Consider the following 14,159-nt stretch of genomic DNA (forward strand, 5'->3'; position numbering starts at 1 on the left):
AAAACCGTTGCGCCCTGCCGTTATGGCAGCGGCGGGTTGTTCCAGCGCTGTACGGTGACGATCATGTGCCCTTCGCCGGTCTGGCCACCGTCGGCCAGCGTGGCGATGACTTTCAAGTTACCGGCGTTGTTGGTCATCATCTTGCGCTCGGGGTTGGGCCCGGCACCGCCTGGTACGAACACGCCATCAGCCTGCATCTGCCCGGCGAACTTGACGTCTTCGTCCTCGACCGCACGCTCGTTGAACGGCTCGACCTTCCAGGTGGCCGGCAGGTAGCCGATGCGCAGCGGTTGGCCGCTGGCGTCTTTACCCCAGGCTTCGGCCTCGAAGCGGCCCTGCACTTTCGGCACCGAAGCGCCGTTCTCGCCAATGCGGGCGATGGAGAACGCCGGCACCACCTTCACTTCCTCGACCTTGTCGTAGACCGCCAGGTTGACACCTTTGAGCGCGCCCACCGCAACCTCGCGCTGGCCAGGCTTGGCGTCTGCCGCCGCGCGGGCCTTGACCCGTACCAGGGTCGGGGTTTGCTCCAGCACCTCGGTCACTTCCACCCCTGCACCCAAGTCGGGCTTGCCGTCCAGGCCGCTACCCACCAGGGTGATCTCGCTTTCGCCGCCGGCCTTGATGAATGCCGGCTGAACCGCCAGCAGGCGCGCCTTGCCTTCCTTCGCCGCCGTAAAGTCCAGGCCACGCTCATCGTGGTCGGCTTCGAACATACGGCCTTTCATCTCGCCATCCAGCGCGGCGAACACCTGGCGCAGGTTGGCATCGCCGACCTTGACGTTGCCACGCCACTCATAGCCGTTGTAGAGGATCGCCGTGCCGCTGCCGTTGAACGGCGTGCCGTCGGCGTAAGCGCCCTTGACCTCGACCTTGAAGGTATCGCCCTCCCCAGCCGTGACGCTCATCACCCCACGTACGTCGCCCTTGGCCAGCATATGGCCGCTGAATACCCACTGCCCCGGCAGTGCGTCTGCCTTGGGTTTGGCCTTCTGCCATTCGGCCCAGGCTGCGCTTTCCATCGGGAAGCGCTTGGCAAGCTCCGGCACCACTTGTTGCAGGGCAATCGGCAGCCAGTCGCGGTCACGCGCCTGGGCCTGGTACTCAAGGGACGGCCATTGGCCAAGGTGGAAGTTGACCAGGTGCTCCCACTCCTTGGCCGGGCGCCGTTGCAAGGCGACGCGGGCACCGGAGTGGCAACGGCCACAGGTCTCGCTGAGCTGGGTGTCGAAGTGCTCGACGGTATTGAGCCGGCGCTCCATGGCGTAACGCACGCCATCGGTTTCGCTGGGCGCCAGGCCCTGCTTGTCGGCCAGGTACTTGACCAGCGTGCGACGGTCGTCGTCACTGATCTGCAGGCCGTGCATCACCTGCATGCGGGCAATGCTCATCAGCCAGCCTTCCGGCGTCTTGCGCTGGTGGCTGATGCGGCTATAGGTGTCGTTGCCTTCGGGGATATGGCACCCCATGCACTTGTTCTGCAACAGGCTCGGGCCCTGCTCGGCCGCCATGGCCTGGGTGCTCAGCAGCGCGGCGGCGACCAGCGCCAGTTTGCCCGCATGCCGCCGGAGTCGAGTCGTCTTCAAGGTCAGACCTCCACGGTTGTTGTTCTTATCGTTTTCGCACGCTTTGGTACAGCAGGTGTGCATGTGACAGTTGTGATACAGGAACTGTGCCAGGTGCTGTAAAAGCGTTGCCTTTCAACCTTTTAGGCAGTTTCCGGGGCTTGGCCAGCAGCACGGATGGCCAATTGCAGCGTGCCATTTCGCGACAGGGTGTTTCAGGTTGAGACAACACCTGACATGCCGGCTGCTGGCCCTGAGAGCCGCTGTTTCACCACCGTCTCACACCGTCTCATTGTGCAACAGCGCACCCTTGCAAACCGAACCTTGCGTCACGGCAAAACCCAGTCAGCTCAAGGCCTTGCCGCCATCTGCCCAGGTTGGCACGGCCATTGCGCCGGTGCCCGCCACATCCAATGACAAGAGGCACCGTCCCATGCTTTCCGAACTGCCCATCCTGCCCGCCACCCGCGCCTTTCTCGAACGCAAGCTAAAGATGCGCATCGGCGCCGAGTGGCAGGACGCCGCCAGCGGTCGCACCCTGTCGTTCCGCAACCCGGCCACCGGCGAAGTGCTGGGTGAAGTGCCCGCCGCCGAGGCCGAGGATGTCGACCGCGCCGTGCGCGCCGCCCGTCAAGCCTTCGATGATTCGCCCTGGAGCCGCCTGCGTCCGCGCGAGCGGCAAAACCTGTTGTGGCGCCTGGCCGACCTGATGGAGCGCGACGCCCGCCAGCTGGCCGAACTGGAATGCCTGAACAACGGCAAGAGCGCCGCCGTCGCCCAGGTGATGGACGTGCAACTGGCCATCGACTTCCTGCGCTACATGGCCGGTTGGGCCACCAAGATCGAGGGTAGCACCGTCGAAGCCTCCATGCCGCTGATGCCCAACGACCAGTTCCATGGTTTCGTGCGCCGCGAGGCGGTGGGTGTGGTCGGCGCCATCGTCGCCTGGAACTTCCCGCTGCTGCTGGCCTGCTGGAAACTCGGCCCAGCCCTGGCCACCGGTTGCACCGTGGTGCTCAAGCCCGCCGATGAAACCCCACTGAGCGTGCTCAAGCTGGCAGAACTGGTAGACGAAGCCGGCTACCCGGCAGGCGTTTTCAACGTAATCACCGGTACAGGCCTGAACGCGGGCGCTGCGCTCAGTCGCCACCCTGGGGTGGACAAGCTGACCTTCACCGGCTCGACCGAAGTCGGCAAGCTGATCGGCAAGGCGGCCATGGACAACATGACCCGCGTCACCCTGGAGCTGGGCGGCAAGTCGCCGACCATCGTCATGCCCGACGCCAACCTGCAGGAAGCCGCAGCCGGTGCGGCCACGGCAATCTTCTTCAACCAGGGCCAGGTGTGCTGCGCGGGCTCGCGGCTGTATGTGCACCGCAAGCACTTCGACAACGTGGTGGCCGACATCGCCGGCATCGCCAATGGCATGAAACTGGGCAACGGGCTGGACCCAGCGGTGCAGATGGGCCCGCTGATCTCGGCCAAGCAGCAGGACCGCGTCACCGGCTACATCGAGCTTGGCCGCGAACTGGGCGCGACCATCGCCTGTGGCGGTGAAGGCTTCGGGCCGGGTTACTTCGTCAAGCCGACGGTGATTGTCGATGTCGACCAGCGCCACCGCCTGGTACAAGAAGAAATCTTCGGGCCGGTGCTGGTGGCAATGCCGTTCGATGACATCGACGAAGTGATCGGCATGGCCAACGACAACCCCTATGGCCTGGGCGCAAGCATCTGGTCCAACGACCTGGCCGCCGTGCACCGCATGATCCCGCGCATCAAGTCGGGTTCGGTATGGGTCAACTGCCACAGCGCACTGGACCCGGCACTGCCGTTTGGTGGCTACAAGATGTCTGGCGTTGGTCGCGAGATGGGCGCAGCAGCCATCGAGCATTACACCGAGCTCAAATCGGTGCTGATCAAGCTCTGATCATTTACCTGTAGAGGCCTCTTCGCGGGCTCGTCCGCTCCCACAGGATCACCACAAGCCGGAAAACTGTGGGTCCCTGTGGGAGCGGGTTTACCCGCGAAAGGGCCGGCCCAGGCAACTAAAAACAACAATAAAAACCATGGAGCAAACCCATGAGGCACACACTCGCCTGCACTTTGGCCCTGCTGGTGGCCGCACCCGCCAGCCAAGCCTACGAGCTCTACAACCACAACGGCACCACCCTCAACGCCGACCTCGAAGCCCTGTTCGGTGTGTTCCACAGCGACGAAAGCTTCAACCAGGCCGGCAACCGCCAGCCCGGCAGCACCGCCTGGCAAGAAGGCTACGTCAAATATGGCCTTAGCGGCAGCCAGGCCCTGGCCGACAGTGGCGCCCTCTACGGGGCCGTCAACCTGCTCAGTTCCGCCACCTGGGGCGATGGCGATGCCGCCGGCCTGACCCTGGGCGACGAACGCCGCACCGCCATCGAAGACCTGTACCTGGGTTGGCGCTCGGCCAACCTGTTCCCGGCCCTGGGCGAAGACGGCGTGGACATTTCAGGCGGTCGCCAGGTAGTGACATTGGGCGATGGTTTTCTGATCCAGGGCGACCCGGTGAACCTGGGCAAGGTCGACCTGGGCGCCAACTTCGATCGCGGCGGCGCCTACTACCTGGCCGCCCGTAAAGCCTTCGACCGCACCGCCGTGCTGCGCCTGGGCGGCAAGCAGGGCTGGCGCGGCGACCTGATGTGGCTGAAGTCCGACAACCACTACCAGGCCGATACCTCGCTGGCGGTAGCCAATTTGGAACACGTCGCCGACGCCGGCACCGTGGGCCTCAGCTGGATCCGCGGCCTGGACGTGGACCAACGCTACGCGCAAATCATGGGCCTGGAACACCGCGACGGCATGGACACCGCCAGCCTGCGCGGGCGCGGCAACCTGGGCGTGAAGGACCTGGAACTGGCCGCCGAGTACGTGAGCCAGGACAAGACCGGTGGGCGCGAGAATGCCTGGTACCTGGAAGGCAACTGGACCTTCTCCGAATTGCCCTGGTCACCGACTGCCACCTACCGCTACAGCCGCTTCTCCGAAGGCTTCGACCCACTGTTCTATGGCCTGAGCCGAGGCTATGGCACCTGGTTCCAGGGTGAAGTAGCGGCCAACTATGCCGGGCCGTTCAACAAGAACAGCCAGGTGCACCATGTGGCGCTGAAAGGCAAGCCACGGGACAACCTGGCCGTCGGCGCGCTGTACTTCGACTTCGATACGCTGGACACGGATCAGGGCAACCTCGGCGGGCGTGAGCTGGACCTGTACGTGGAATGGATGGTCAACGAGCACCTGCTGATCAGCCCGTTGGTGGGGTTCTATAAGCCGGAGCGCAGTGCGAACAACGGCGGCACGCAATTGGGTGGGCGGGATACGGGGGCCTACATGCAACTGATTGTCGGGACCTTTTTTTGACTCTGCAGCCTGGGGCTGCTTCGCAGCCCTTTCGCGACGCAAGGCCGCTCCTACACAAGTACAGCGCAAGCATCACAGGCGATGTTGTACCTGTGTAGGAGCGGCCTTGTGTCGCGATGGGCCGCAAAGCGGCCCCGGCCATCTCAAGCCAACCCCTGCTCCACCAGCCACCGCCGCACCATCATCTGCTGCTCACCCGGTAAGCCCGACAAAACCGCCCCAATTGCCAGGCCACCCAGCAACGCCCGTACCACAGGCGCCAACTCCACCCCCTGCAAATGCCACACCCCCAACGGCTGGTCCGCCGTCACCACCACCTCGGCCTCGTCCACCAGACCGTCGCGCAACACAGGCCGCCGTTCAACCCGCACGGCGCTCCAATCCGCGGCCGTATGCAAGGGCTGCGCATCCGGCCAGCCTTGGCGCCGAGCCCAAAATGGCTGCCCTACCCGCCCTTGCTCCTGCCCATAGAAATCCCGCCCAATGCGGGCAAATCGCAAAAACAGCTGTTCGACCCGCTGCTGGTGAAACTGCCACGCCAACACCGCCCGCTCGGGCCGGCGCAGCAAGGTGTTGATCACCACCGGCGCCTGCAACGCCGAAGACAGTGACTGGAAAATCCCGTTACCCGACAGCGGGTCAACGGCCATCGCCGCATCACCCACCCGTATCCAGTCATGCCCGACGCATTCGCCCGCCAGAATGGCAGTACTGCTGCGTGCATGCACCTGTGCCGGCACCAACGCCTGATCGTCGAACAGCTCCGCGACCAACCCGCTGCGTGCCCGCAGCGTCGCGCAATAATCGGCCAACCCGGCCTTACCCGGCAGGCCTGCAGCGTCCTGGGTGACTTGCCAGTAGCAACGGCCATCTGCCAGCCGCGCCATCCACGCCCAGCCATCCTCCAGGCTTTCCACTGCCGACGCAGGCGCGCCAGGGCTACCCTGCCAGACATTCAGCAGGCTGACTGTTTCCGGCCCGCGCAGGCGGTCTGCGGCCAGCGGTGCCTGGCGGCCTCGGGCCTCGACGAGAAAATCAGCCGTCAGCACTTGCCCATCGTCAAGACGCACATGATGACCGCCCTCGTGCACCACCTCGCGTACCCGCCCCTCGACCACGCTTACACCGGCACGCTGAAGATCGTTGCGCAGCGCCCGATCAAACCGTTGCCGATCCAGCAAGAACTCCTGGTTCATTCGCAGGTGCTGGCCATTCCAGTGCACCTGCCGGGTAGCCGGCGTGGCCGCCTGGCTCAAAGCACCGCCGAGGCCCGCATGCCGCAAGCCCTCCAGCACCCGTTGCGAAACCCCTTCAACAGCCGCGAAACGGCGCCACTGCGACACCACCGTCACGGTATAACCCAGCCGCCGCAGGCCTATGGCCGTGGCCGCACCCGCAGGGCCGGCACCCAACACCACAATGTGCGGTTCAGGCATGGCTCGCCCCCCGTCGCTCTGGGCCTGAGAACGTCGCATGCTGACGCAACCACTCATGGATTCGCTGGCGATCCATGCCCGGCTCGGCACGCAGCAACGCCGCAATCCTACCGCTCAATGCCGCACAACCCAGGCTAGCGCCCGCTCTGCCGCCCGTCCCTACATAACCGCCAAAGTCCGCCTGCCGGGTGCCCAGCCACGACCACTGGCCGGGCGCGCAACGTGCATCACCGGTCACCCGAATCACGCCTGGGTAGCTGGCTGGGAATACGGGCCCGCCCTGTGCCGGGCTGGATGCACACAACACCACGCCCGCAGCCAAGGCCTCAGCGCAGGCCTGATGCAAAACCGGCCGGTCCTGCTGCAGGCCAAGGCTCAGGTTGACCAGCGTAGCCCCCGCTTCCACCAGCCACAGCAGCGCTGCCGCCACCTGCAAGGCACTGGTGCTGGCCTGGCCGCTGAACACCTGGGCCACCAGCAACGGCACAGGGCCAGCCTCCCGTTGCAAGCTGGCCAGCACGGCACCGCCATGCCCTAGCTCGTCGGGCAGCATTGCGCCTTCACGTAACTGGCCGTCTTCCAGCCAGAAACGGCGGGCATCGAGCAAGCCGTTGGTTTGCTCCGGCGAGCAGCCACTGTCGATGACCCCAACGCGCACGTCAGTGCCCATGTTTGACCGTCTCCTGCGGCAGTACCTGCAACTGGCCGTCATGCAACTGCAAGTGCAGGTCGGCATCAGCCAAAGTCGACGCGCGGTGGCTGATGAGGATCCGCGTGCGGCCGGCAAACAGCTGGTCGATAGCTGCGATCACCTCACGTTCGGTGGCTTCGTCCACCGCCGAGGTGGCCTCGTCCAGCACCAGAATCGCCGGGGCCTGCAACACCGCACGGGCGATGGCGATGCGTTGCTTCTGGCCGCCGGACAACTGCTGGCCACGTTCGCCCAGCAAGCCGTCCAGGCCCAGCGGCAGGCTGTCGACCAGACCGTCCAGCCGCGCCAGGCGCACCACACGCTCAAGCTCTGCGCGGCTGGCCTCGGGCACGCCGTAGGCCAGGTTCTGCGCCAGAGTGCCACGGAACAGCACGATGTCCTGGCTGACGACGGCGATACGCCTACGCAGCGCTGCCAAGTCCAGCTCGCGCAGGTCGGTCCCGTCCAGCAGGATGCGCCCAGCGTCCGGGTCGTAGAAGCGCTGCAACAGGTCGATCAGGGTCGACTTGCCCACCCCCGAAGCGCCGCTGATGGCCACCTTCAGCCCGCCTGGTACACACACCTGTACGTTATTCAGCACCGCACCCTGGCGCCCTTCATGGGCAAAGCTCAGTGCTTCGAGGCGCAATTCGCCTGGCCCATCGGGTATGGGTTGCGGGTTGGCTGCCGGGCGTACGGCCACGGTTTCCCGTTTCAGCTCCATCACCCGCCCAAGGCTCACGGCCATGCGCTGCACCGCCACGTACAGGCCCAGCAGGCTCTGCACCGGCCCTACCGCCATGCCCATGTAGGTGGAAAAGGCGATCAACGCGCCCAACTGCCAGGTCCCCTGAATCACCCACCAGCCGCCGACCAAAAACGCGCAAGCGCGGCACCATGAGGTGAGCGTACCGGGAATGGCCTGGGTGAAGAATTCGGTCACCTGCACCTTCAGCAACTGGCGCATGTAGCCTTGGCCCAGCTGATCCAGCCGCCCTGCCTCGCGGCCTTGCTGGCCGGCCGCCTGGATGAACTTCATAGCCGGCAAGGTCTCGACCAGAAACGACGACACATCCGCCGAACGCTCACGCAGGTTTCGCACCTCGTGCTCTACCTTGCGCCGCATCCAGCGCAGCCACAGCACCTCGATCGGTACCAGCAGCGCCAGCAACAGCGACAACTGCCACGACAGCATCAGCATCAACGCCACCGCGCCCACCAGGCCGATCACCGCCGACACCGCCGAGAACAGCGAATCCACGGCAAAGCGCTGGATCTCCGCCACATCGCCGTCCAGCCGCGAAAGAATGTCACCCATGCGCCGCCGCCCGTAGAAGGTCGGCGACAACTGCTGCAGGTGGCGGTACAGGTCATCGCGCAGGGCGAACAGAATGCGCCCAGACAAGCGCGTGTGCAGGTAGCGGTTGACGCCAGCCAGCACCGTGCCCAGCAGGCCTGCGCCGATCATGATCGCCGCCATGTGCCAGAGGGTCTGGTAGTCCTTGGCCAGCAGCCCCTCGTCGATCAGCGTCTTGACCAGCCAAGGTTGCGCCAGGGCCAGCAACGAGGCGCCCAGCGACAAACCCAGCAGCAGGCCGATGGCGCGCCGGTGCGGGCGCACGAAACCATACAGCCAGGCCAACGCCTGACGCATGAGTACAGGGTCGCTGGACTCCACCAGCTTTGCGAACAATGGGCCCATGGTTCAGCCGCGCAACTGCTTGAGCTTGCGGTACAGCGTCGCCCGGCTGATGCCCAGTGCTTCGGCGGCGGCCGACACGTTGCCCTGGTGGCGCGCAAGGGCGCCACGGATCAGCTCCAGCTCGTTGTCCTTGAGGCTACCGGAGGGCGCCGAGCCGCTGGCCAGTTCGTCCAGCAGGCAGTCGGTGAGGTGGTCCAGCGTCAGCACCTGCTCGCCGTCCTCGCGCATGGCCAGTGCCGTGCGCACCACCATTTCCAGCTGGCGGATGTTACCCGGCCAGTCGAAGCCTTCGAGCAATGCCGCCAACGCCGGCTCCAGCGTGACGCCACGGGCATCGGACTTGTCCAGCAGGCCCTGAATGATCGCGGCCAGGTCGTCACGCTCGCGCAGTGCCGGCAGGCGCAGCGACACGCCGTTGACCCGGTAGTACAGGTCTTCGCGGAAGTGCTGCTCTTGTACCAGGCGTTTCAGGTCGCGGTGAGTGGCGCAGATCAGCGCCACGTCGATGTCCTGCTCGTCGCCGGCCCCCAGCGGCGCTACACGGCGCTCTTGCAGTACTCGCAGCAGGCGCGCCTGCAAGGCCAGCGGCATGTCGCCGATTTCGTCGAGGAACAGCGTGCCACCATGGGCCTGCATCAACCGCCCGACCATCCCGCCGCGGCGGGAACCTGTGAAGGCGCCCTCGCGGTAGCCGAACAGCTCCGACTCGATCAGCCCCTCGGGAATGGCCGCGCAGTTGACGGCCACGAACGGTTTGTCGGCACGCGGGCTGGCCTGGTGCAAGGCCCGGGCGACCACTTCTTTACCGGTACCGGTCTCGCCCAGTAGCAACACCGGCAGGCCATTGCCCAGCCCTTGGCGGGCCATGCGCAGGTTGCGCGCCAGGCGTGGATCACCACCGGCCAGGGCGTCGAGCGCGGGCGACTGCTTGCTCAGCGCCGGCTTGCCGGCTGGCGTGCTGCCATTGACCCGGCCATGGCGTGGCAGTTGCAGGGCGCGGAAGTAGAACTCGCCCTTGGCCGTCTGCACACTGCTCACCCCGCCCTGCCACAGGCGTGCGATAAATGCAGGTGAACGCTCGCCGAGCAGGTCGGTGCTGCGCCTGCCAATCAGCTCATGGCGCGGCACCTGCAATAACTGGCAAGCACTGTCGTTGGCGGCCAGCACTTCACCGTCCAGGCTCAGCGCCAGCAGGCCGTGCCAGGCACTGTTGAGATACTGCGGGCGACTGTGGAAGGCCAGCACCAACTGCTCTGGATGGCACAGGCCGAACAAGCGGCTTTCGATGTTGCCGGCCGCCAGCATCAGCGTCGACAGGCTGTCTTGCGGCTGCGCCATTACGCCTTCGCGGGTGATGTCGAGCACCCCGATCACCTCGCCACGCGGGTCGCGCAGCGGCACGGAGGTGCAGGAGAACGGGCTGAGGCGGTCCAGGTAATGTTCACCGCAGTTGATCAGCGTCGGCCGGCCTTCGACCACGGCGGTGCCGATGGCATTGGTGCCGCGCAGCGACTCGCTCCAGCAGCTGCCGGGGTGCAGGTCGCGCAGGCCCTCGCGGCTGAGCACGTGCGTCTGGCCTTCGATGGCCAGGACGTTGGCCTGGGCGTCGCCGAGAATGACGATACCGGCCTTGCCCTGGCGTGCGACCAGGTAGTCCAATTCGGGGGTGACGGCGTCGACCAGCAGGCGGTTGCGCTCCAGCAGCATGCGCAGGTCATGGCCTTGTTCCAGGCCCAGGCCGACCTGTTCGCCCTGCAGGCAATCCAGGCCATGGCCCAGGCTGCGGCGCCAGGACGCGTCGATCTCGTCGCGCAGCATGCCCAGCGGCAGCTCGCCTTCGCTGGCCAGCTTCAGACGGGCCTGGCGGGATTCGTGCAGCGGGTCTTGGGCGTTTGTTATTAGTTGTCGCGCCATTTTCTACTCCGGCTGTGCCCTGCAAGATGGCGGGGTACGGGCTTGGGAATTTTCCGCAGTGTGCGGGAGAAATGGCTGGGCGTCATCTGGTTGATGGGTTGGGGGATGGTTGGGGGTGTATGGCTTGGGTTTTCGGGTGGGGCGGATATCGAGCGCCGCCCGCGCGGCGCATCGCGAGCTACGCTCGCTCCTACGTTTGTTTTTGGCCAGTAACGCCTGTGCCAGGTGCGCGCGACCGCCTTGTTTGTTCGACGCGATATTGAGCCGTGTGCCAAGGCATTCGCGCGCAAATCCCACAGACATAATTGGCCCGAAACAAACGTAGGAGCGAGCGTAGCTCGCGATGCGCCGCGCGGGCGGCGCTCGATCTCACAGGCGCCAAACCTGTATAGGCGTGCACCTGGAGGCCCATACGCAGGCCCCGAGCCAGCCCTCAAAAACCCTGCATCTGTACCGCCTTCCCTCGCCCGGTCAGCTGCTGCCTTTCAACCCCATCCAGCAAAGCCTCCACCACCGCCTTTGCCGAATCCAGCCCATGGTCATTGCTCAACAACAGATCACGACAAGTCCCCTTGGCCAACTCCAACGCCTTGAGGTTGGTCGCAAACGCCCCCTTGAGCAGCGTGGACAGATGCACCAGCGCATCTTCGTAGTCCACCCCCGCACGCACGGCAAACAACGGCGGATGGCTGCATTCACAGGTCGAAGAACTGGAGGACGCCGTGGTGGCACGTACGGGAGGATCAGGTAAGCCTTTTGTCATTGTGTCGCTCCTTGATTCACTGGAGCCGCCACAAATCGCTACCAAACGAAAGGGTGACGGCTGTACGCAGGTTGGTAGACCGGGAATCAAGGAAACCGGCGCGCACGAAGGCGCCCTACGCACAGCCGCCATAAAACGAAACAGCCGGGCACAAAAAAGCGCCAACTGTATCGCAGAGCGGGCGCTTGTGCGCCTTGATTGATCGCGGGCTACCAAACCCGGCTGCTGGATTGACAGCAGCGGGCAAAGACTACCGGGGTCAGGGAAGGGTTTCAAGCTGAGGGCATGTGTAGTAACACTTCTGTTGCCTGATCGCACTCCTGGCCGGCTGCTGCGGTCAATGTGGGAGCGGCCTTGTGTCGCGAAAGGGCTGCAAAGCAGCCCCGGCCATATGTGCATCAGCGCTGAAATCCTGGGGCCGCTTTGCGGCCCTTTCGCGACACAAGGCCGCTCCCACATGACCCCGCAGGTGCCGTTGAATCTGCATCAAGGCTGCCGATTCTGGCTAAGGTACCTGTCATCCCTCGCCGCCTCACCACCGACCACAAACGGTGTCCCCCTGCGCCAGCAATTACCCCACTGCCGCTTTGATCGCCGACAACACGCACAGTTGCACCAGACCGGTTACGGGTGAGCATGTGATAACTGGAAATCGTGATCACACCCGAGTGAGGCAACCAATTATTCTACCAAGGGTAAGGCCCTTTACCTTGCTTCCAAAGATCCCACCTCTTATTCTGTTCTTCTTGTTTAAAGTATGAATCCCTACGAACAATAGGCATCCTAACTTCCGCCCGAACGACAACCTCCCCAAACAACGAGCTATCAACTTTCATTGCATTTGCAATCCTCGCATACCCGCCATCGAACCCTGTGCGAAAGTTCAGGAAGCTCCCCTCTTTTGCGTACACACCATACACATGCGGCGTGAGTCCTCTAGCTGCAGAAAAGTCAGCATATTCCGCAGCCATTTGAAACTTGTGAGCAAAATAAAACCCTTCCCCCATCAGCGCCTGACCGCTAGCGCGACCAGAAAATTTGGAGCTAAGCCCAGCTTCTAGTGACCCCTTATCCTCAAGGGCGCCTCCATGATAACCAATCAACGAATAATCTTTAGGTACTGATGTAGATTGCTTAGCGAGCGGACGACGGGATGACGAACCAAATACTTTCCCAACATTTCGGAACAGACCTGAAAAGATTTTTCTAATTGCAAAATTCCCTTCTGGATCTTGGAGGTTCATTGGATCTCCGAGGCAGTATGCATATGCATTCACCCCACCGGCAGAGAATGGACTCATATTGTCCGGTCTATTGAACCGCATCAACGACGCGCTGAACCATCTATAACCATTGCCCAACATATATAGCCCGCTCACTTTATCCATTCGCTCGCCATTGAAATTAAGCAAGCCCAGTCGACCTGGGAAATACCCATAGACCGTGTAAGTGAAAAATTTTAGCAATTTCTTAGACCCTGCCATGCCTGACCCCTTCTATTGGAAAGCGAAGCAAAAACGCACCGAATTTATTTTCCACGCCTGACTCGAGCCTCAGCAAAACGGAATAGGAATAATGAAAGTAAACACGTACACCGCTTAACAGTTTACCGACAACAGATGCACCGCCTGACTCAGACACGCAAGCGCTGACTATAAAAATAGATATAAGCAACACAACCTAACCACCGCCAACCTTTCACCTACATTATTAGCAACTCGAAAAATTTCAACTGGCAAATTTGATAGTTGCACATCCTAAATTTCAACCATCGATAATCATCGCCGTAACCTCCTCCATTGGCATGATCGCTGCTGAGGTCGTAACATAGTAGATACACCTCAAGGCTGCTGATTCTGGCTCAGGTACTTGTCCACCGTAGCCTTGCCCTCCCCCGCATCCCCCGCGACCTGCCACAGCCGCCGTTCAATCCCCTGGGCCAGCAAATGCCCCACCGCCGCCTCGATCGCCGACAGCACGCACAGCTGCGCCGGTTCGTTGGTGGTGTAGCCCACCTCGGCTTCCAGCAGCTTCTTGAACTCGATGAACTTGAACACCCCGGCACTGCGGCCAACCGAGTAGATGGTCTTGCTGGTCATCACGTTGGCCAGCACCTGCCCGGTGCGCACGTCCACGGCGCGCAGGTTGACGGTTACCTGGTCCACCCGGTACTCGCGGGAAATGTCGATCCCCAGGTAACGAGCCCCCTCGCCGCCGCTGCGCACGTTGGTGTCGTAGGCGATGATGCCGCCCTCCAGCATCAGGTTGGCGGCCTGCAGCGGTGGTAGCTCGCCCATGATGTTTTCCGCCACATCAGGCTTTTTCTGCGAAGCACGGATGATCTTGCGCTCGGTCAGCAGGTTTTGCAGCCCTTCACGCTCCAGCACCACGAACCAGCCACTGGCGCTCAGGGCGTCCATTAGCATGCTGGCTGCACCCTGGGTAACGCTGGTGGAGAACGAGCTGGCCGGGGTCGGCTTGTACTGCCCGGTCTGATCGCGGAAGCCGTAAACCACGGCCATCAGGCGGCCTTTGGGCCGTGGCATGTTGATCAGGTCGTAGTAGGTCGAGGCCCGTGGGGTCAGGGTCGGGGTTTCCGAGTCCTGTTCGGCCGACATGGGTTCGCGCAGGCTGCAACCCGTTTGCAGGCCAAGGGCGGTGAGGATCAGCAGCGTGCTCAGCAGACGTTTCATGG

Annotated in this window: 10 protein-coding genes; 2 read left to right on the forward strand and 8 right to left on the reverse strand. The window is 63.4% G+C overall.

Annotation, left to right across the window (positions count from 1 at the left end):
* Positions 1–20: 20 nt before the first annotated feature.
* Positions 21–1,586, reverse strand: coding sequence for a quinohemoprotein amine dehydrogenase subunit alpha (peaA, locus tag DM807_RS09060; RefSeq protein WP_179027287.1), 1,566 nt, complete (start codon positions 1,584–1,586; stop codon positions 21–23).
* A gap of 412 nt (positions 1,587–1,998) precedes the next feature.
* On the opposite strand from peaA, the gene DM807_RS09065 reads away from it, so the two are divergent.
* Entirely contained in the window at positions 1,999–3,492 is a 1,494-nt protein-coding gene (locus tag DM807_RS09065; RefSeq protein WP_012272116.1) for an aldehyde dehydrogenase family protein, read from the forward strand.
* Positions 3,493–3,644: 152 nt separating this feature from the next.
* Entirely contained in the window at positions 3,645–4,958 is a 1,314-nt protein-coding gene (locus DM807_RS09070; RefSeq protein ID WP_179027288.1) for an alginate export family protein, read from the forward strand.
* Positions 4,959–5,101: 143 nt separating this feature from the next.
* Here the strand turns inward: DM807_RS09070 and qhpG are convergent, their stop codons facing one another.
* The 7 genes from qhpG to DM807_RS09105 form a co-directional block, all read right to left on the reverse strand.
* Positions 5,102–6,394: a flavin-dependent monooxygenase QhpG gene (gene qhpG / locus DM807_RS09075; RefSeq protein WP_179027289.1), complete on the reverse strand. Its 1,293-nt coding sequence runs from the start codon at positions 6,392–6,394 to the stop codon at positions 5,102–5,104.
* On the reverse strand, positions 6,387–7,064 hold the full coding sequence (qhpE, locus tag DM807_RS09080; protein WP_069943139.1) for a subtilisin-like serine protease QhpE: 678 nt from the start codon (positions 7,062–7,064) through the stop codon (positions 6,387–6,389). Before qhpE ends, qhpG begins: the two co-directional genes overlap by 8 nt.
* Positions 7,054–8,787 (reverse strand): ABC transporter ATP-binding protein, encoded by a 1,734-nt coding sequence (locus DM807_RS09085; protein ID WP_069943140.1) that lies wholly within the window; start codon positions 8,785–8,787, stop codon positions 7,054–7,056. The genes qhpE and DM807_RS09085 overlap by 11 nt, the downstream gene beginning before the upstream one ends.
* Before the next feature lie 3 nt (positions 8,788–8,790).
* Positions 8,791–10,701: a sigma-54-dependent Fis family transcriptional regulator gene (locus DM807_RS09090; protein WP_060494019.1), complete on the reverse strand. Its 1,911-nt coding sequence runs from the start codon at positions 10,699–10,701 to the stop codon at positions 8,791–8,793.
* Positions 10,702–11,134: 433 nt separating this feature from the next.
* Positions 11,135–11,380 carry a hypothetical protein gene (locus tag DM807_RS09095; RefSeq protein ID WP_041166695.1) on the reverse strand — a complete coding sequence of 82 codons (246 nt, stop codon included), beginning with the start codon at positions 11,378–11,380 and terminating at the stop codon, positions 11,135–11,137.
* A gap of 770 nt (positions 11,381–12,150) precedes the next feature.
* Positions 12,151–12,948, reverse strand: coding sequence for an RHS repeat-associated core domain-containing protein (locus DM807_RS09100; RefSeq protein WP_179027290.1), 798 nt, complete (start codon positions 12,946–12,948; stop codon positions 12,151–12,153).
* Between the two features lie 357 nt (positions 12,949–13,305).
* Positions 13,306–14,157, reverse strand: a complete 852-nt coding sequence (locus DM807_RS09105; RefSeq protein WP_179027291.1) for a CsgG/HfaB family protein — start codon at positions 14,155–14,157, stop codon at positions 13,306–13,308.
* Between the last annotated feature and the right edge of the window lie 2 nt (positions 14,158–14,159).

The organism is Pseudomonas hunanensis (genome assembly GCF_013393325.1).
GTDB classification, from domain to species: Bacteria; Pseudomonadota; Gammaproteobacteria; order Pseudomonadales; family Pseudomonadaceae; genus Aquipseudomonas; species Aquipseudomonas putida_P.

Coding starts and splice junctions, on each gene's coding strand:
- DM807_RS09100 (WP_179027290.1), bottom strand. CDS start 12,948: ATGGCAGGGTCTAAGAAATTGCTAAAATTTTTCACTTACACGGTCTAT.
- DM807_RS09085 (WP_069943140.1), bottom strand. CDS start 8,787: ATGGGCCCATTGTTCGCAAAGCTGGTGGAGTCCAGCGACCCTGTACTC.
- DM807_RS09090 (WP_060494019.1), bottom strand. CDS start 10,701: ATGGCGCGACAACTAATAACAAACGCCCAAGACCCGCTGCACGAATCC.
- DM807_RS09065 (WP_012272116.1), top strand. CDS start 1,999: ATGCTTTCCGAACTGCCCATCCTGCCCGCCACCCGCGCCTTTCTCGAA.
- DM807_RS09105 (WP_179027291.1), bottom strand. CDS start 14,157: ATGAAACGTCTGCTGAGCACGCTGCTGATCCTCACCGCCCTTGGCCTG.
- DM807_RS09070 (WP_179027288.1), top strand. CDS start 3,645: ATGAGGCACACACTCGCCTGCACTTTGGCCCTGCTGGTGGCCGCACCC.
- qhpG (WP_179027289.1), bottom strand. CDS start 6,394: ATGCCTGAACCGCACATTGTGGTGTTGGGTGCCGGCCCTGCGGGTGCG.
- qhpE (WP_069943139.1), bottom strand. CDS start 7,064: ATGGGCACTGACGTGCGCGTTGGGGTCATCGACAGTGGCTGCTCGCCG.